The 17,992-nt window shown below is 71.0% G+C and carries 19 protein-coding genes and 1 pseudogene; 6 read left to right on the top strand and 14 right to left on the bottom strand.

The annotated features are described in order from the left end of the window. Positions 1-18 precede the first annotated feature (18 nt). Positions 19-1,053 (top strand): LLM class flavin-dependent oxidoreductase, encoded by a 1,035-nt coding sequence (locus tag AB5I40_RS01380; RefSeq protein WP_370936575.1) that lies wholly within the window; start codon positions 19-21, stop codon positions 1,051-1,053. Between the two features lie 8 nt (positions 1,054-1,061). Here AB5I40_RS01380 and AB5I40_RS01375 read toward each other — a convergent pair whose 3' ends face one another. After that, positions 1,062-2,612 carry a protease pro-enzyme activation domain-containing protein gene (locus AB5I40_RS01375; protein WP_370936574.1) on the bottom strand — a complete coding sequence of 517 codons (1,551 nt, stop codon included), beginning with the start codon at positions 2,610-2,612 and terminating at the stop codon, positions 1,062-1,064. Between the two features lie 138 nt (positions 2,613-2,750). Between AB5I40_RS01375 and AB5I40_RS01370 the strand changes: the two genes are divergently transcribed. After that, positions 2,751-3,941, top strand: a complete 1,191-nt coding sequence (locus AB5I40_RS01370) for an SGNH/GDSL hydrolase family protein (RefSeq protein WP_370936573.1) — start codon at positions 2,751-2,753, stop codon at positions 3,939-3,941. Here the strand turns inward: AB5I40_RS01370 and AB5I40_RS01365 are convergent. Together AB5I40_RS01365 and AB5I40_RS01360 are read right to left on the bottom strand one after the other, a co-directional pair. After that, on the bottom strand, positions 3,928-5,226 hold the full coding sequence (locus tag AB5I40_RS01365) for an MFS transporter (protein ID WP_370936572.1): 1,299 nt from the start codon (positions 5,224-5,226) through the stop codon (positions 3,928-3,930). The genes AB5I40_RS01370 and AB5I40_RS01365 overlap by 14 nt on opposite strands. Positions 5,227-5,305: 79 nt before the next feature. Next, positions 5,306-5,623, bottom strand: coding sequence for a cupin domain-containing protein (locus tag AB5I40_RS01360; protein WP_370936571.1), 318 nt, complete (start codon positions 5,621-5,623; stop codon positions 5,306-5,308). Positions 5,624-5,683: 60 nt separating this feature from the next. On the opposite strand from AB5I40_RS01360, the gene AB5I40_RS01355 reads away from it, so the two are divergent. Then, positions 5,684-6,199, top strand: a complete 516-nt coding sequence (locus AB5I40_RS01355; RefSeq protein WP_370936570.1) for a DinB family protein — start codon at positions 5,684-5,686, stop codon at positions 6,197-6,199. Between the two features lie 6 nt (positions 6,200-6,205). On the opposite strand, the gene AB5I40_RS01350 is transcribed toward AB5I40_RS01355, so the two are convergent. Continuing rightward, a complete protein-coding gene (locus AB5I40_RS01350) occupies positions 6,206-7,075 on the bottom strand; it encodes an LLM class flavin-dependent oxidoreductase (protein WP_370936569.1) in 870 nt (289 codons plus the stop codon). A gap of 14 nt (positions 7,076-7,089) precedes the next feature. Next, the gene (locus AB5I40_RS01345; protein WP_370936568.1) at positions 7,090-7,992 is read right to left on the bottom strand and encodes an alpha/beta hydrolase family protein; all 903 of its coding nucleotides are present in this window, start codon (positions 7,990-7,992) and stop codon (positions 7,090-7,092) included. Between the two features lie 144 nt (positions 7,993-8,136). Between AB5I40_RS01345 and AB5I40_RS01340 the strand changes: the two genes are divergently transcribed. After that, entirely contained in the window at positions 8,137-8,712 is a 576-nt protein-coding gene (locus tag AB5I40_RS01340) for a TetR/AcrR family transcriptional regulator (protein ID WP_370936567.1), read from the top strand. A 62-nt stretch (positions 8,713-8,774) separates the two neighbouring features. On the opposite strand, the gene ligD is transcribed toward AB5I40_RS01340, so the two are convergent. Next, positions 8,775-9,764 carry a non-homologous end-joining DNA ligase gene (gene ligD / locus AB5I40_RS01335; protein WP_370936566.1) on the bottom strand — a complete coding sequence of 330 codons (990 nt, stop codon included), beginning with the start codon at positions 9,762-9,764 and terminating at the stop codon, positions 8,775-8,777. A gap of 89 nt (positions 9,765-9,853) precedes the next feature. On the opposite strand from ligD, the gene AB5I40_RS01330 reads away from it, so the two are divergent. Both AB5I40_RS01330 and AB5I40_RS01325 read left to right on the top strand, forming a co-directional pair. After that, positions 9,854-10,195: an MmcQ/YjbR family DNA-binding protein gene (locus AB5I40_RS01330; RefSeq protein ID WP_370936565.1), complete on the top strand. Its 342-nt coding sequence runs from the start codon at positions 9,854-9,856 to the stop codon at positions 10,193-10,195. A gap of 73 nt (positions 10,196-10,268) precedes the next feature. Continuing rightward, on the top strand, positions 10,269-10,511 hold the full coding sequence (locus tag AB5I40_RS01325) for a hypothetical protein (protein WP_370936564.1): 243 nt from the start codon (positions 10,269-10,271) through the stop codon (positions 10,509-10,511). Between the two features lie 351 nt (positions 10,512-10,862). On the opposite strand, the gene AB5I40_RS01320 is transcribed toward AB5I40_RS01325, so the two are convergent. From AB5I40_RS01320 to AB5I40_RS01285, 8 genes and pseudogenes are all read right to left on the bottom strand, one after another. Next, positions 10,863-11,450: a YbaB/EbfC family nucleoid-associated protein gene (locus tag AB5I40_RS01320; protein ID WP_370936563.1), complete on the bottom strand. Its 588-nt coding sequence runs from the start codon at positions 11,448-11,450 to the stop codon at positions 10,863-10,865. A gap of 350 nt (positions 11,451-11,800) precedes the next feature. Then, a pseudogene (locus AB5I40_RS01315) lies at positions 11,801-12,100 on the bottom strand (type VII secretion target); the annotation flags it as partial. Between the two features lie 7 nt (positions 12,101-12,107). Further along, positions 12,108-14,180, bottom strand: a complete 2,073-nt coding sequence (locus tag AB5I40_RS01310; RefSeq protein ID WP_370936562.1) for a hypothetical protein — start codon at positions 14,178-14,180, stop codon at positions 12,108-12,110. Between the two features lie 11 nt (positions 14,181-14,191). After that, on the bottom strand, positions 14,192-14,626 hold the full coding sequence (locus AB5I40_RS01305; protein ID WP_370936561.1) for a hypothetical protein: 435 nt from the start codon (positions 14,624-14,626) through the stop codon (positions 14,192-14,194). Between the two features lie 47 nt (positions 14,627-14,673). Next, positions 14,674-15,525 carry an ESX secretion-associated protein EspG gene (locus AB5I40_RS01300; RefSeq protein WP_370936560.1) on the bottom strand — a complete coding sequence of 284 codons (852 nt, stop codon included), beginning with the start codon at positions 15,523-15,525 and terminating at the stop codon, positions 14,674-14,676. A 372-nt stretch (positions 15,526-15,897) separates the two neighbouring features. Continuing rightward, complete coding sequence (locus AB5I40_RS01295) at positions 15,898-16,584, bottom strand: flavin reductase family protein (RefSeq protein ID WP_370936559.1); 687 nt, start codon at positions 16,582-16,584, stop codon at positions 15,898-15,900. A 128-nt stretch (positions 16,585-16,712) separates the two neighbouring features. Continuing rightward, the gene (locus tag AB5I40_RS01290) at positions 16,713-17,528 is read right to left on the bottom strand and encodes a xanthine dehydrogenase family protein subunit M (protein ID WP_370936558.1); all 816 of its coding nucleotides are present in this window, start codon (positions 17,526-17,528) and stop codon (positions 16,713-16,715) included. After that, the gene (locus AB5I40_RS01285) at positions 17,525-17,992 is read right to left on the bottom strand and encodes a (2Fe-2S)-binding protein (protein ID WP_370936557.1); all 468 of its coding nucleotides are present in this window, start codon (positions 17,990-17,992) and stop codon (positions 17,525-17,527) included. Before AB5I40_RS01285 ends, AB5I40_RS01290 begins: the two co-directional genes overlap by 4 nt.

Genomic DNA, 17,992 nt, shown 5'->3' with positions numbered 1-17,992 from the left:
CGACGAGGAAGTGAAGCGATGGAACTCGGCATCTACAGTTTCGGCGACCGGCCCGCCGACCCGGTGACCGGCGAGCAGGTCCCGGTCGCGCAGCGGCTCGCCGAAACGCTGGAGCGGATCCGGCTGGCCGACGAGCTCGGCCTCGGCTTCTACGGCCTCGGCGAGCACCACCTGGAGCAGTTCGCGATCTCGAATCCGGCGACCGTGCTGGCCGCCGCGGCGAGCGTCACCGAGCGCATCACGCTCTCCAGCGCGGTCACCGTGCTGTCCACCGAGGACCCGGTGCGCGTGTACCAGCAGTTCACGACGCTGGACCAGCTCAGCCGCGGCCGTGCGGAACTGCTCGCCGGGCGGGGTTCGTTCACCGAGTCGTTCCCGCTGTTCGGAGCCGATCTCGCCGAGTACGACGAACTGTTCGAAGAGAAGCTGGCCCTGTTGCTGCGGCTCGACCGCGAGGACCCGATCACCTGGTCCGGCCGGTTCCGCCCGCCGCTCGCCGACGCGCACGTCTACCCGCGCCCGTACGGACGGCGGCTGCGGATCTCGGTCGGCACCGGCGGGCATCCGGAGTCGTCGGTGCGCGCCGGGCTGCTCGGCCTGCCCGTGGTGTACGCGGTGATCGGCGGCGAGCCGGAGCGGTTCGCGCCGCTCGTGGACCTCTACCGCCGGGCGGGCGAAGCGGGCGGGCACTCCCCTGGCGACCTGCACGTCACGATGAGCGCGATCGGCCTCGTCGCGGAGAATTCGCAGGACGCCAAGGAGAGTTTCTACCCGTACTGGCTGGAAACGATGAAGTACGGCGCGCGGGCCCGCGGCTGGCAGATCCCGACCCGCGCGGAGTACGACGAGTACACGCGGGACGCCAGCGCGCTGTTCGTCGGCAGCCCCGACGAGGTCGCCGACCGGCTGATCACCGTCGGGAAACTCACCGGGGCCGACCGCTACGCCATGCAGATGGACTGGTCCGGCGTGCCGCACCGCAAGGTCATGAAAGCGATCGAACTGCTCGGCGCCGAGGTCCTTCCGAGGATCCGGAAGGAATTCGGCTCCTGACTGTCCACTCAGGACTTCTTGCCGCCGAGAACCTGGTGCAGCGCCGCACCGTCGGGCACCCCGAGCCCGGTGCACGCGTCCCATCCGGCGGCGGCCGAGTACGCGCCGTTGCCGCCTTCGGTGATGTCGCGGAACCCCGGCTGCGCCTTGCCCGCGCCGACCCCGGCGTACAGCTTGCTGTGCACCAGCCCGAATCCGCGCCCGGACACCTGCGCCAGCCTCGCCAGCAACGCCGACCACAACGGCGAAACCGCGCTCGTGCCGCCGACCACGATCTGCTGTCCGTCGACGAGAACCTGGTACCCCGTCGAGGGATCCGCGTTGCCCGCCACGTCCGGGACGCCGCGGCCGGGTTTCCCGTCGCCCGCGCGCGTGGGCACGCCCGCGGCCTTCTGGTAGTCCGGCACCGGGAACGCGTCGCTCACGCCGCCGCCGGTCGCCCCGCCGCCGGCGGTGTTCCAGACCGTTTCGGAGTTCACTGTGGACGGTGGGGTGCCGTCGAGCTTGGTGCCGCCGCAGGCGAGCGCGTGCGGGCTCGACGCCGGGAAATCGACGTGCTGCGCCCCGTCGGTCTGCCCGTCGGCGCTGCCGTTGTCGCCGGACGCGCAGCACACCGTCACGCCGAGCGCGGCGGCGTCGGCGAACGCCTGGTCCATCGCGGTGCGGGCCTGCGGCGTCCACTGGTCCTCGGACTGGCCCCAGCTGATGCTGACCGCGACCGGGGTCGGCGTCGCGTGCACCGCGGTGCTCACCGCGTCGAGGAAGCCCTGGTCGGTGTTCGGCGCGAAGTACACGACCTGCGCGGCTCCCGGCGCGAGCGCGCCGATGACCTCGATGTCCAGCAGCACTTCCCCGTCGGCCGAATTCGGGTCGCCGGTCGGCGCGTTCTTGCCGCCGTCGACCCCGGCCGCGGTGATTTTCGGTTCGGTGATCTTCAAGCCGGCGAAGTACTTCTTGAGGTCGTCCGGTTTGTACCCGCCGCCGAGTTCGATCACCGCGACGGTCTGCCCGGTGCCGTCGGCGTCGGCCGGGAACCCGTAGAGCTGCCCGACCTGGTCCGGCGTGTACCCCTTCGCGGCGGCCTGCTTGTGCAGCCGGAACTGTGCGCGCGCCTGCGGCCGCTCGTCCAGGCCGAGCACGGCGACCACGACGTCCCCGAGGGCGGCGGGGACTTCCAGTTCCCCGCTGCGCGCGGCGAATTCGCCGGACTCGCCGTGGCGGACGCGGTTCAGTTCGGTTTTGAACGCGGCCGTCATCGCGCGGGCCGGGCCGCGGACCGACACGCGGCGCGAGCCGGCGTGCGCGTCGGTGACGGTGAGGCCGGCGTCGGTGAGAACGGTGCGCACCAGGTCGAGGTCGTCGGCGGTGGCCCCGTAGCGTTCGGCGAAGTCCGCGGGAGCGAGCGGCTCGCTCAGCGCGGCGACGTCCAGATCGGCGCGCCGCCGCAGCACGACGGTCGCGGTGACGGTGGCGTCCGCGTCGAGCGGGCCGAGCACCTCGGCCTCGGAGAGCGCGGGACGCAGGCTTCCGGATAGCGATACCCACTGTGCGTCTGTCATCACTCCATGGTCACCCCCGCGAGCTCCGCACACCACCGTCGTATCCCCCGTCCGGCGGCAAAACCTGTCCGGTTTTTTGTCGACCCGATGGCTGGGACCGCGGATGCCGTGCTGCCCGGGCGCGCGCACAGTGTCTCCATGAAACGGATCCTGACTCTGAGCACGGCCGCCGTGCTCACGCTGGGCGCGGTGACCGCGTCCGGCAGTGCCGAGGGCGACCTGGCCGCGCACGGCTGGGTCGGCACGTGGGCGGCGTCGCCCGCGGCCGCGGTGGCGAACACGCCGCAGGGGTATCCGAACTACTCGATCCGCAACGTCGTGCACACCAGCGCGGGCGGAAATCAGGCCAGGGTAAGGCTTTCCAACACCTTCGGCACCGCGCCGCTCACCTTCGGCCACGTGACGCTCGCCGTCGCCGCCGATGGCCCGCGCGCCGCCGGCGGAACGATGCGCACGCTGACGTTCGGCGGACAGTCCACAGTGGTCGTTCCGCCCGGAGCCGAGGTGCTCAGCGACCCGGCGTGGCTGCGCGTCCCGGCCGACGCCGATCTGCTGGTGACCACCTACGTGCCCACGCCGTCCGGCCCGGTCACCTACCATCCGCTCGCCCAGCAGACGTCGTTCTTCACCCGCGCCGGCGATTTCGCGGGCGAGGAATCCGGCGCGTCGTTCACCGAGCAAACCGCGGTGTGGCACTACGTGAGCGAAGTCGACGTCCGCGGACCGGCACGCGGCACCGTAGTGACGCTCGGCGATTCGATCACCGACGGCGCGCACTCCACGCCCGGCGCGAACCGCCGCTGGCCGGACCGGCTGAGCGACCGGCTGCACGGACAACTCGGCGTGCTCAACGCCGGGATCAGCGGAAACCGGCTGCTGCTCGACGGCGGCACCGCAGGCCGCAACGCACTCGCCCGACTCGCCGACGACGTCCTGACCAGCGGCGACGTCCGTACGCTGATCGTGCTCGAAGGCATCAACGACATCCAGCAGAACCCGCACCAGACCGATCCGGCGATGATCGTTTCCGCACTGCGGCAGGTCGTCGCGCAAGCCAAGGCCCAGGGCATCCGCGTCATCGGCGGCACGCTCACGCCGTTCAAGGGCTGGAAAATCTACGACCCGACCCTGGAGAAGACCCGCCAGGCGGTGAACACCTTCATCCGCACCAGCGGAATCTACGACGGCGTCGTCGACTTCGACGCCGCCATCCGGGACCCCGCCGACCCGCTCGCCATGCTCCCCGCCTACGACTCCGGCGATCACCTCCACCCCAACGACGCCGGATACCAGCGAATGGCCGACGCCGTGCCGCTCACTCTCCTGTGACCGCCACGAGCGGCTTGCGCGGGAACGCCAGCACGGCAAGGAGACTGAGCACGCCGACGCCCACCATGTAGAGCGAGACGGACAACGAAGTCCCGGTCGAACGCTGCAGCGCGGCCGCGATCAGCGGGGCGAACCCGCCGCCCAGCACCGCGCCGACGGCGTACGCGAACGACGATCCGCTGTAGCGGAACCGGGATTCGAACAGCTCCGAGAACAGCGCCGACTGCGGGCCGTATGTCGCGCCGAGGCCGATGTTCAGCACCACCACCGCGACGATCAGCAGCCACGGCTGCGCGGTGTCCACGAGCAGGAAGAACGGGATCGACCAGACCACCAGCAGCACGGAACCCGCCAAATAGACCGGTTTCCGTCCGACCGAGTCGGACCAGATCGCCGCCGCGACGATGCTCACCAGCCACACCACGCTGCCGACGATCACCACGACCAGCATCGTCGTGCTGGACAGCTTCAGCACCGAAGTGCCGTACGACAGCAGATACGCGAAGAAGATGTAGCCGAGCGCGGTGTTCGCGATGAAGCTGACCGCCGCAGCGAGCACCTGCTTCGGCCGCGCGCACAGCACCTCCACGATCGGCAGCTTGCTCCGCTCGCCGGCGCTGCGCAGCTTCGCGAACACCGGGCTTTCTTCCACGCGCAGCCGGATCACCAGCCCGACCGCCACCAGCACGAGGCTGACCAGGAACGGGATCCGCCAGCCCCACGACCGGAACGCCTCCGGCGAGAGCGAGTTGTCGACCAGGAAAAACACCAGCTGCGCCAGAATCAGCCCGGCCGGGACGCCGATCTGCGAGAAGGATCCGTACCGGCCGCGTTTGCCTTCCGGAGCGTGTTCGACCGCCATCAGCGCCGCGCCGCCCCACTCGCCGCCGGCCGAAATCCCTTGCAGCACGCGGAGAACGACGAGCAGGATCGGCGCGATCACGCCCGCCTGGTGATACGTCGGCAACGCCCCGACGCCCGCGGTCGCGAGCCCCATCAGCACCAGCGAGGCGACCAGCATCGCCTTGCGCCCCACGCGGTCGCCGAAGTGGCCCCAGACGATCCCGCCCAGCGGCCGCGCGACGAACCCGACGCCGAGCGTCGCGAACGCGGCGAGCGTGCCGGACGACGGAGAAAGCGACGGAAAGAAAAGCTTGTTGAACACCAAGGCGGTCGCCGTGCTGTAGGCGAAGTAGTCGTACCACTCGATCGTCGTCCCGATCGCGCTGGCGAGCGCCACCCGCCGGACCCGTCCCGCCGTGTTCACATCCTGCTCAAGCACCACTGCCGAGCCCCCTTCTCGTTCAGGCGCGTCATCTTGGCACGGCGGCTCCCCTCCGGTCGACCACCGGAAGGCGGGGGCTTCACCCGCCCAGCAGCGTCAGCGACAGCCTCGAATCCGCCACCGCTTCCACCGCGTGCGGCATCGACGGCGGAAGGTGCACCAGCCCGCCCGGCCGCAGGTCGACGGTCTCCCCGGCGGCGGTGAGCCGGAGATGGCCGTCGAGCGCCTGCAGCAGGAGCGCACGGGGTGCGCGGTGTTCCTTGAGCACGTGCCCCTGCTCGAACGCGAGCACGATGACCCGCACGCCCTCGGCGTCGAGCACCGTGTGGTGTCCCAGCTTTCCCGCCTCGATCGGGGCGAGGGCCAGCAGATCGTCGATCACCTTCGGTTCGCTCATGGGCCTCATTCTCGGGGAAACTCGGTTCCCCCGGCGCTTTCGGTGTGCCAGGGTCGGCCGATGTCCGATTCGTTCCTCGAACTGCAGCGCTGGCAGTTCGACCTCGCCTGGTCGCTGTTCGAGTACCACCTGGAACGGCTCGAACCCGCCGATTTCCTCTGGGAGCCCGCCGCGCGGTGCTGGACGATGCACCAGGCCGAAGACGGAACCTGGACGCCGGACTTCGCCGACCGCGAGCCCGACCCCGTCCCGGCGCCCACCGTCGCCTGGTTGAGCTGGCACCTCGGCTGGTGGTGGAGCGCCGCCCTCGACCAGGTCTGCGGCCGCTCACCGCGAAGCGACCTCGACTGGCCGGGCCCGGGCGAACCGGCTATCGACTGGCTCCGCGGCCTGCGTACGGAGTGGCTTGCCGCGCTGGACCGGCTCACCGACGCCGACCTGGCCGCCGCCGTCCCGTTCCAGCCGGACGGCGATCCCCGGCGCACCATCGGACACCTGATCGCGTGGGCGAACGCCGAATTGATGAAGAACGTCGCGGAGATCGGTCAGCTCCGGCTCCAGCGAGCCGCCCGCTGAAAGCGCCTAGCCCGCCTTGGCGATCAGCTCATCCGCGACCCACTGCGCGGCCCCGACCGGGTACGGCGCGGGCAGCCCGAGCACGACATGGCTGAACCCGGCCTGCAGCGCCTCCCCGACCGCCGACCGGGTCCTAGCGGGCTGGTCGTAAGACACCGGCAGGTGGATCGAGCGTGTGATCTCCGCCGGATCGCGGCCGATGTCCGCGCAGTACCCGTCCAGCATCGCGCTGCGTTCGACGGCGTCCGCGATGTCCCCGCCAGGGATGTTCCAGACGTCGGCGTGCTCGGCGACCACGCGCAGCGTCGCGCGGGCCCGGCCGCCGATGACGAACGGCGGGTGCGGGCGCTGCACCGGTTTCGGATTGCCGAACGCACCGGTCAACTGAACGTGCTGACCGGCGAAATCGAACGGCTTGTCCTCCGTCCACAGCTTCCGGATCACCGTGCACGCCTCGGCGAACCGGCCCACCGCGTCGGCGGTTTCCAGGTACGGCAGGCCGTGCGCTTCGTACTCCCGGCGAGCGAGCGGGTGACTCGGCCGGGAACCGACGCCGATACCGAAGTCGAGCCGTCCGCCGGACACGATGTCGACGGTCGCGGCGATCTTCGCCAGCATCGCCGGCGGGCGGAACCGGTTGCTGGTCACCAAAAGCCCGAGCCGCAGCCGTTCGGTTTGCGCGGCCAGGGCCGAAAGCAGTGACCAGCCTTCGAAAATCGGCCCGTCCGGTTCTCCCGCGATGGGCAGGAGGTGGTCGAACAGCCAGGCGTGCGCGATCGACGGGATCGCGTCCGCATCGAGCCACACCTGCTGCAGCGAGGCGTAACTGGTCTGCATCGGCGCGGTCATGATGCCGAACCGCGGTTTCGTGGTCATCGCGGGAAGTCCTTTCACTCGTGCGATTCGACGCGGCCGAGCGGGCTGTCCTCGATCCGGGACCAGCTGTCGTCGCCCGGGATGAGCGCGCTGCGGAGGTACGCTGTGGTCAGCCGCTGCTGCAGCGCGACGCGTTCGGGGCTTTCGTCGGTGGTTTCTTTGTGCTCGTAGCCCGAGATACCGCCGAGCGAATGCTCCGCGCCGAAGAGCGTCAGCAGGCTCTTCTCCCCCGGGCTGAGCCGGTAGGCGTCGGTGAACCAGTCCGGGCCGCGCACGGACAGCATCGAATCATCCTGATCCCCGGCGATGAACAGCGCGGGAGCCTTCAGATCGTCGAAACTCGGGCTCATGAACGGGAAATGCTCAGCCGCGAACGGCGACAGGTCCGCGCCGCCGATGCCGGTGAGCGCGAACAGCACCCCGGCGCTCACGCGCGAATCGGACAGATCCTCGCCGATGCTGCCGTCCGCTTCGACAATGCGCGCGCCCAGCAGCATGCTCGCCGACTGCGCGCCCCAGGAATGCCCGGCGACGGCGATCCGGCCGCGGTCGACTCGCCCGCTGAGCCCAGGCACCGCAGCTTCGACGGTGTCCAGCTGGTCAATAACGTGCCGGAGGTCGTCGACGCGCAGCCGCCAGATGTTCGGCGTGCGCGGGTCTTCCGCGGGCAGGGCGCGGGTCCGCGCATCGAGGTGAGTCGGTTGCACGACAACGAATCCGTGCGCGGCCCAGTAGTCGGCGAGCGGAGCGTAACTGTCGAGGGACTGGCTGAAGCCGTGCGAGAACACGATCACCGGGAGGTCCCGTCCGGTCGCCGGGGCGGACACGCGCACCGGCAGGTCCTCGCCCCGGCCCGGCGCGTCGAGCCGCACCGGTTTGACCGAGACGACCGGAGCCGAGAGCTGTACTGCGGACATGGGAGTACCTTCTTTCGCCGTCGGGCGCGAGGGTGTGGTGGCCGGCGGCCCGATCTGGCATCATGAGCAAACGGAACGTTGCTCCGGTAACTATACGGAACACTGTTCCGATTGTCCACCGGCGGCACGCGGAGGGAGTGGCACGTGGGTGAGAACGCGGGAGCCCGCGCGAAACGGGCGGACGCCCGGCGCAACGAGAAAACCCTGCTCGACGCGGCGTCGGCGGTCTTCGTCGAATCCGGGGTCGACGCACCGGTGCGCGACATCGCGACCAGGGCGGGCGTCGGCGTCGGCACGATCTACCGGCACTTCCCCACCCGCGCGGACCTGATCATCGCGGTCTACCGGCACCAGGTCGAAGCGTGCGCCGACGCGGGGCCGAAACTGCTGGCGGACAACGATTCCCCGCACGCCGCGCTCGCGCAGTGGATCGACCTGTTCGTCGACTTCCTCGTCACGAAGCACGGGCTGGCCGGGATCATGCAATCCGACCACAGCGGCTTCGAGGCCCTGCACTCGTACTTCCTGGAGCGGCTTGTGCCGGTGTGCACCGAGTTGCTCGATGCCGCCGCGAAGGCCGGGGAAATCCACACCGACCTGGAGGCGGTGCACCTGATGCGGGGCGTGGGGAACTTGTGTATCGGCGCGGAAGCCGACGACAGCTACGACGCGCGCCGCCTGGCCGCGCTGCTGATTACTGGGCTGCGGCAAGCCGAGTAAGGATGTCCTCGGACGCGCAGCCGAGTCCGCCTAGGCCTGGCCGCGCGTTCCTGGATGACGGTTCACCGCGCCGGAACCTCGACCTCGTCCGGACGCCGTTCCGGACGTAGCCCCCGCCAAGCCGTATGCCGCAACCGGCCGTCCCCCGGCGTGAGGCGGCGGTACACCACCTCGCCGACCACCTCCGGGTTCAGCCAATGCGCACCGCGCGCGCGGTCGCGCGGCACCTGGTCGGCGAACGGGCTTGTCTTGCGCTCCAACGGAACCAGCTGCGCCTGAAGGTCCTGAAGCATCGCGTCAGTGAAGCCGGTGCCGACGTCGCCCAAGTACCGCAGCTCCCCCGAATCCGGGTCGTGCGCGCCGAGCAGCAGCGCGCCGATCGTGCCCTCCCGGCGGCCCTGGCCCGGACGCCAGCCGCCGAGGATCACCTCGGTCGTCTGCACCAGCGGGTGTTTCAGCCATTCCGGGCTGCGCCGTCCCGGGTGGTACCGCGACGCGCGGGCCTTCACCATCAGGCCTTCGAGCATCATTTTCCGCGCGACATCGAGCAGGCCGGCCGGGGTCATGCCGTCTTCGGCGAGGTCGCTGTGCCGGTACCAGGGCGTGATCGCGACCAGCTGCCGGTCCGGCGGCTCGATCTCGGCGAGAATCTCGCGGCGCTCCTCGTACGGCGCGTCGAGCAGGCTTTCACCGTCCAGGCTCAGGATGTCGAAGGCGAAGTACGCGACGGCCTGCCAGGTGCGGTTCTGCAGGAGCCCGAAATCGGGGCGGCCGTGCTCGTCGAGGGCGACGATCTCGCCGTCGAGCACCGCGGGACGGCCGCCGAGCGCGTCGCCGAGCGCGCCGGACAGCTGCGGGAACCTCGTGGTGAAGTCGTTGTCGTTGCGACTGGTCAGCAACGTGCTCCCGTCCGGCGCGACGCGCATGGTCGCCCGGTAACCGTCCCATTTGAACTCGTAGGCGTACGCCGGATCGTCGCGCAGCGTGCCGCCGTCGGGCGACGCCAGCATCGGCTCTATCGCGGGCGGCATGCCGCGGGACGGTTCGGACATTCGGGCACCTCCGCGCACCACCGTAAGCCGAACCCGCCGGATCCGCCGCCGTAAGATGGCGGAGTCCACGATGGAGGGGGCCAGGACCGGTGCCGAGCAAGGATTTCGAACGGATCATCCGCAAGCTGCGCGAGGTCGAACGCGGCAGCGGCCGCGACTACACGTCGTTCAGCGTGCGCGGCAAGCGCTTCGGCTACCACTGGCCGCGCACCGACACGGTCGGGCTGAAGCAGACCATCGCGGAACAGCAGGCGCTCGTCGCGGAACGCCCGGACGTTTTCGAGGAGCAGTTCACCTCCAGCGGGTTCGGCTGGGTGGTGGTGCAGCTGAGCGGCATCGAGGCCGACGAACTGGCCGAACTCGTGTACGAGGCGTGGCGGCTTTCCGCCCCGGAAGACCTGGCGGCCGAGGTCCCGCTGCCGCAGCTCTGACAATCCGGCAAATCGGGTAACGACCCGGCGGGTTCCGGCGATCTTCTTCGTGTTCTGGCGAAGGGGGTCTGCGGTGTCGCGGCGGTCGGTGCAGGTGCTGGTGGCGTTCGGGGTGCTGGCCGTGGGGGTGTTTCTGAAGGGTCTGCCGCTTTTCGCACTCGGGCCCGGCCTCGCGTGCCTCTCGGACGAGGACCAGCCCGCTTGGTGCGGCCCGTCCTACGCCAACCCGGCGGAGTGGGGCCAGGTTTTGGTCAGCGGGGCGATACTGGCGTTGCTTTACCTGCGCTACCTCGCCGACCGCAAACAGGTTCTGTGAGCCCGGAGTCCACATCGGACCCGGCTGCCGCCGACCCGGCTCAGGGTGCACGGCCCTCATCGCGCCGCCAGCGCCGATCCGCCCAGGGTCCACATCGGACCGGGCACTCCCGCCGCCGACCCTGCTCCGGGGCGCGGCCCTCGGCGCTGATCCGCACCGCTGGCCGCGGACCGGTTCCGTCAGCCGGAGTCCACATGAGACCAGACTGCCCGCGGCACCGGCGCTGATCCGCTCGGCCGACCGCGGACCGCTCCCGCCCCGCCGCGTCCACCTCCCGCCCCGCCGCGTCCATATCGGACCGTCCACAAACGACAGTGCGCCCCGGCCGACAAGGCCGGAGCGCACCAAAAGTCACCAGGGATTGTTGTCCTGCTCGTCCGGATCGATCCCGCCCGGACGGCGGCCCTGCGGCGGCGAAGCGGGCCCGCCCGGCGCGGGCGGCGTCGCGGGCGGACGCGGCGCGCCTCCTGCGGGAGGCGGCGTCTTGGCGGGCGGCTCCGGCTGTTCCTCCGCGCTGTCCTGCTGCTCGGCCGGGTCCGGGTCGGGGTCCGGGAAGCGGTTGCGGAGCGAATCGAGCATGACGGCACGGGTGTCCGGGTCCTCGTCGCCCAGGCTGCGGCCCATGACCTCGGCCACGCGGTCGGTGATGCCCGACTGCGCCTTCCGCATGGTCTCGAGCACCATCCTGGAGAGCTCCTCCGGCGGGATGGTGCGCGTGCGGGAGCTGAACACCAGGTCGGACACGACCCCGTCGGCCCCGACGGTGACTTTGACGGTCCCGTCCGGGCTCGTCGCGGTCAGCCGCAGCTGTTCGGTTTCCTGCTGGGCCGCCGCGTAGCGCTCCGCCTTGCGGGCGAACCCGGCCGCCCATTCGTCCATTCGCCGGATTGCGTCGTCGGGGTCCCTGATCAGGTCGCCCAGCCCACCCGCGCTGGTCATGCTTTTCGTTCTCCTCGAATCCCGTCACCCGCGCCGCCTGCGGGCGGGTCCAATCCTCGCCGCGACGGGCACCGTCATCTGTCGACGGTACCCGCCCGCCGCGGCGCCGCGAGAGCGCCACCGCTTCGCTACGCCTCGCCCGGCGAAACGCCCCGGTCGACCGGCTGCGCGACGTCGACCCGTTGCTTCGGCTGCAAGGGCTCCGCGCTGTCGTACCGGGCCTCCGCGGGCACGCCGTCCCGGTTGAACGGCGCGTTCTGCCCGGTCGGAGCCTGCACGCCGCCGACACGGAACCGCTCCTTGAGCTCCCCGCTGTCGGTCTTGCTGAGCATCCCCTCGGTCGCGACCTTCTTGAACGGCTTCGATTGCCCCTCGTCGCCCTCCTGGTAGGACTTCGCGGCGGTCCGGACGTTGTCCGAGGTCGCCTGGACGCCCTCGATCGCCCCGCTGATCGCTTCCTTCGCCTTCTCGCCGGTCGGGTTGATGATCGGCGGGAGGAAAGCGCACAGCAGCCCGTACGCGTCGTCGGACATCGCGTAGTTCGCCGCCTGCGCCGCGGTGTTCAGCCGGTCCACCAGGCCGTCCAGGTGGCTCGCGTGCGCCACGAGGTCGTCGGGTTCTACGCGGAACCCCTGTGCGCCTCCGCTCATCGCCGCCTCACTTCCAGTCCTTGTTCTTCCAGTCGCCGATCACCGGCGGGGCGACGACCTCGTCCGGCGCGAAGAACGACGGATCGTCCGACTCGACGAAGCTCGCGACCTTGTGTTCCTTGTCCTCTGGGCCCTTGCCGCCCTTGCCGCCGCCCATGGCTCCCATGCCGGGAGCGCCGGTCGCGCCCTTGCCGCCGGCGCCGCCCGAGCCGGGGCCGCCGCGCCCGGCGACGCCTTCCTCGGCCGCACCGGAGCCGCCCGCGCCGCTGAACGCGCCGCCGGAGCCGCCCTTGGCTCCGCCGAGACCGCCCGCGCCGCCGCCGAGCCTGCTGCTGATGCTCTCGCCGTTGACGCCGCCGACCTTGCCGATGCCGCCGAGCTTCTCGCCGCTCGGGCCGGTGCCGCCGCCGGGGAACAGCGGTTTGCCGTCCGGGCCGATCTTGCCGGGGTTGAACGGCTTGATCCCGCCCGGGCCCTCGGGGATCGAGGGCTTGAACGGCTGCGGCTTGTACGGGGTCGGCTTGTACGGGTCGCCGTCCTTGCCGGTCGGGAAGGACGGGATGGGCGGCGGGTTGAAGCCGGGGCCGGTGCCGCCGGGGTTGCCGCCGCCGGGGATCGGCGGGATGTTCGGCGGAGTGAAGCCGGGGCCGGGGTTGCCGCCGCCGGGACCCGGGATGGGCGGGATGTTCGGCGGGGTGAAGCCCTGCGCCTTGGTCGAATCCGGGTTGGTGTCCGGGATGGACGGGAACGAGCCGCCGGGCCCGCCGGGGACGCCGCCCGGTCCGCCGGTGGCTCCGCCGGGGCCGCCCTGCGGGATCTGCAGCGACGCGGGATCGAACCTGCGCTCGGGGCTCTGTCCGCCGGGGCCTCCGGGGACCCCGCCCGGTCCGCCGCCGCCGGGTCCGCCGCCCGGGCCGTACGGCTTGCCGTCCGGTCCGATCGGCCGTCCGTCGGGGCCGATCGGCTGCCCGTTCGGGCCCACTGTCGTCCCCGGCGGGCCGATCGGCTTGCCGTCGGGACCCAGCGGACGCCCGTCCGGGCCGATGAGCTGGCCGTTCGGGCCGACCGTGGTGCCGGGCGGGCCGATCGGGTTGCCGTCGGGGCCGAGCGGGCGGCCGTCCGGGCCGACCCGCACCCCGCCCGGAGCGCCCGCGCCGCCGCCGGGCTTCATCGGGGTGCCCTGCGTCGTGGGCCGCCACCGGTCCGTTTCGGCGGGCAGCTTCGGCGGCTCGGCGAACCGCGGCGTGGCGACCGCGCCGCCGATCGTCTGGTCGTACCGCGTCATGATCTGCGCGGCCTGGTCCCGGGCCGCCTGCTGGTCGTTGTACGTCTTCATCGCCGAGGAGTAGGCCAGCACGTACGCGGTCGGGTCCTTGATCGTCATCAGGACCTTGTTCGCGTCCTGCGCCGAGAACTTCACCGGCGGGTTGGCGTTCATCGCCTTCTGCGTCTCGTTGAGCGCCTGGGAGTGGACCTCCTGCTGGCGCCCGGTCAGCGTCGCGCCCTGCGCGGTGGTGCCGAGCCACTTGCCGACGTTGGCGAGGTGCACGCGCGCCGCGTCGCCGGCGTCGCCCTTCCAGTTCGAGGTGCTCGCGTTGATCGCGTCGCCGAGGTTCTTCTGGTGCGTCGCCAGCTCGTTGCCGAGGCTCACCCACGCCTCCGAGGACTCGGCCACCCCGGCCGGGTCCGCGTGCGTGGTGATGGCGTCGATCATCTGCTCGTGCGTCGCGTTCTTCCAGTCGGTGTGCGGCGCGGCGCCCGGGTCGCGCATCTCGAGGTCCTTGCCGAGATGCTTCTTCGACTCCTCCAGGTTCCGCTGGTACATCGCCTGGATCAGCTGGTCGCGCGCCTTCCCCTGGACGTTCGGCAGCAGCCAGCCGTTGAAGATCGCGTCGATCTTCGTGGTGGCGTCCTGGCGCAGCTGGTCGCCCGAGGCCACGTCGTCCGGGCGGACCGGGCCGATGTAGTACTTCGACGAGGGGTCCAGCGTCGGGTTGTAGAGCGCGGTGTTGCCCGGGTCGTAGTCCGTCGAGGACGGATCGGAGACGGACTCGGCGGTCGGTTGCTTCTTGTCGGCCACTGGTCTCCCCTTCAGCCCTGCTCTTGCGCGGTGCGGTGGATGCGCTCGAACGTTTCCCTGGAGGTGTGCTCGCGCTCCTTGTAGTTCTTCTTCGCGAGCTTGATCGCCTCGACGTAGGTCGGGAACTCCTTGTGCGCCGCCTGCAGCTGGGTGACCAGGCCCTGCTGGTCGCGCGCGGTCTCGGCCATGTGCTTGCTGACGAACATCCCGGCCGGGCTCTTCGACATCGCCGGGACCCCGGCGATCTTCTCGATCAGCTGCACGTGCGCCTCCAGTGCGTCGAGCACGCCCTGGAGCGCGGCGATCATCTTGTCGCCGGTGCTGTCGTCCACCGCGAACGATCCGCGCTCGGCCAGCGTCTTGAGCTGGCGCGCGGGAAGCGAGAAGCCCACCGGGGCCTCGGGGGCCACCCTCGCTTCCATCGCCATCGGTGCCTCGTCGGTCATCGGGACCTCGTTCTCCTCGTGAACTGTCGCCGCTTGCGGGGGAATGGTCAGTAAACCTCGGAAACCGCCTGCTGCACGGCGCGCTTGAGCTCGCGGTGCCCGGCGGGCACGTATTCCGCGGTCAAGTCGCCGGCGTCGCTGACGGTGGATTTGATCAGGTAGCGGCCGTCGGCGGTGTCGAGCCAGCCGATCGGGTCGCCGCCGCGCCGCTCGCCGTGGCGGCCCCAGCCGCTCACCGCGATGTGCCCGCCGCCGAGCCGCGGCTGCGCCAGCACGCGTTCGAGCACCTCGACCCCGCCGGGGGCGGGGCGGGAGACCCGCGGGTCCGGGCGGCGCGGCTGCACGCGCCCGCTGACCTCGATCATCCCGAACGCGTCGGTCTCTTCCTCATCCTCGGCCGCCTCGGCCCGGCGGCGCGCGGTCATCGCGGACACCTCCTGCGAGGCCGCCTGGCGGATCGTGTGCGCGCCGGTGCTGGCCGGGCGCGCCTGGGGCAGCACGCCGGCGATCACCTCGACGAGTTCTTCGTCGTCGAAGAGCGAGAACAGCAGCTTGTCGGTCTTCGGGTCCTGCGTGATCCCGAGCGCCTGCCTGCCGTCGGTGAGCGCGACCACCGCGATGTCCGCGCCGAGGCCGTCGATCCCGCTGACCGCGACCGAGACCCGCGGCTTCGCGAGCAGCTCGAAAGCGGTGCGCACGTACGGGCTCAGCTCGTCGCCGCTGGAGAGCCTGCGCTCCTCGATCGCGTCGTTGACGATCTTCGCGACCCGCACGTACCGCTCCGGTTCCGCCGGCACGGTGCCGATCCGGAGCGGGAACTGGCGGATGTTCCCGCCGGTCGCCTCCCCGACCACCAAAGCTTCGACGACGTCGAGAACGAACTCGAACCTGTCCGCCATCCCGAGGGCATCCTTCCCACAGCCGGGTCGGGCACGGCCGCTTCGGCACCCTTGTGAGTGACGCCGAATTGCGTTGCCGTGCCTGGGATTCGCAATGGGGAAAGACTATCAGTCCGGCGGGGGCCGGTGATCACCACGGGGACTGCTGCCCCAATGTACCGAGGGCCGTGTCCGAACAGACACGACCTGCGGTTTCGCCGTGCGCGCCGCTTGACGCGCGGCCGGGAAGCGACGGAAATTCCCGGGTGCGAGAAAGCCGACAAAAGGCCGCCGCGGATCGCGGCGGCCCGTTGCCGTGCCCGGTCTTACCGAGTTGTTCTTCTGTCCTTCGCCGTCGTTTCGCCGGTTCGTTGCTCCACAGTGGACACGGCGTCAGGAGACGCCGCGCGCCCGTTCGATGTCCGGAGAGCGGTACATCCGCTCCGGGATCCGCGCCAGCGTCGACTCGTGCACCTGCGGCCCGAGCCCGTACAGCTTCTGGAAGCTCATGATCAGCGGCCGCCACGCGTCCGGGTCGACGTGGTCGTCGGTGCCCGGCAGCCGGATGTCGTCGTGCACGAACACCCGCTGCACACGCACCTCCAGGCCGACGATGCCGCCGCGCTGCGCCTCGTCGTCCTCGGCGAACGGATGCACGGACTCCAGCACGACCTCCATCGCGACCGGGCATTCGGCGACCCGCGGCGGCGCCACCGTCTCGGACGGCACCGGAGTGAGCCCCGCGCGGCCGAACTTGTCCGCGACGTGGAAGTAGCCGCGTTCTTCCTTGCGCGGCGGCACCGGGTCGGACCCGGTGGTCAGCGCGAGCCGGTCGACCGCGGCGGCCATCGCCGAGGACGGCAGGTTCAGCACGCATTCGCGCGTGCGCAGGAGGTTGAGCGTGGTCTTCGAGCGGGCGCCGAGGCCGAGCATCGCGCGCCAGCCGAGCCAGAACGCCGACGACATCGGGGCGAGGTTGGCCGAACCGTCCTCATTGGACGTCGAGATGAGCACCACCGGCGTGCCGAAGTACAGGATTCCGGGCTCGATCGCTGTGTGGGTAGGAAAAGTCGTGTTCACATCGCCCAGTCTGGCTACCGCCGCCGGTGCGCCGCTGGCGGAAATCGGCCGTCGCTTTCCGGTCCCGGAAAAGCCGTGAGGGGAACCCTGAGGGAATCAGATTCCCTGAGGGTTCCCCTCACGGACGGCTAGGCGATGCCAGCGGCGGACAGCGCGCGGCCGGTGAGGACCCGGGCGAGGTGCTGCCGGTACTCGGCCGTGGCGTGCGGCTCTTCCGGCGGCGAAGTGCCCTCCGCGGCCAGTTTCGCTGCTTCCGCCGCAGAGGCTCCGTCAGCCAGCGCGCGTTCGGTGGCCGACGCCCGCAGCGGAGTGCCGCCCATGTTGATCAGGCCGACCGAACGCCCGGTGACCGCGACGCCGACGATCGCCCAGTCGATGGCCCGGCGGGTGAACTTCTCGAAGCCCCAGCCGAGTCCGGCCTGACTCGGCAGCCGGATCTCGGTGAGCAACTCGTCCGGTTCCAGCGGCGTCGTGAACGGCCCGAGGAAGAACTCCGCAGCCGGGATCCGCCGCTCCCCCCGGGGCCCGCGCGCGACGAGCGTGCCGTCCGCCGCGAGGACCGCGGCGGGCAGGTCGGCCGCCGAGTCGGCGTGCACCAGCGATCCGCCGATCGTCCCGCGGTGGCGCACCTGCGGGTCGCCGACCGACCCGGACACGTGCGCGATCAGCGGCGCGTGCTCGGCGAGCACCGGGTCGTGCTCGAGGTCGTGGTAGCGGGACAACGCCCCGATCACCACCTCGTCGCCGTCGGTCCGGACGAACTTCAGCTCCCGCAACGGCGCGATGTCCACCACGACCTCCGGCGCGGCGAACCGGAGCTTCATCAACGGCAGCAACGAATGCCCGCCCGCGAGCAGCTTCGCGTCCTCGCCGTGCTCGGCGAGCAACGCGAGCGCCTCGTCCACAGTGGACGCACGCCGGTAGGCGAACCCAGCCGGGATCACCGCGCCACCTCCTGCCCGGACGCGTCGATGACGGCGCTGACGATGTTGTGGTACCCGGTGCACCGGCAGAGGTTGCCCTCCAGCGCGGCACGGGCCTCGTCGCGCGTCGGCTTCGGGTTTTCCTTCAGCAGCGACACCGTCGCCATCATCATGCCGGGCGTGCAGAAGCCGCACTGCAGGCCGTGCTGCTCGCGGAACGCGCGCTGCACCGGGTGCAGGCCGTCTCCTGAGGCCAGACCCTCCACAGTGGTCACTTCGTGCCCGTCCGCCTGCGCGGCCAGCACCGTGCAGGATTTCACCGATTCGCCGTCGAGCAGCACCGTGCACGCCCCGCAGGACGTGGTGTCGCAGCCGATGTTCGTGCCGGTGAGGCCCGCGGTGTCCCGCAGGTAGTGCACGAGCAGGGTGCGGTCGGGCACTTCCTGCTCGACCGTCTTCCCGTTCACCTCGATCGAGACCCGCAC

The organism is Amycolatopsis sp. cg13 (genome assembly GCF_041346965.1).
GTDB lineage: Bacteria > Actinomycetota > Actinomycetes > Mycobacteriales > Pseudonocardiaceae > Amycolatopsis.
Note: the sequence above shows the minus strand (reverse complement) of the source record. Positions and strands in the feature narration are given on the sequence as shown.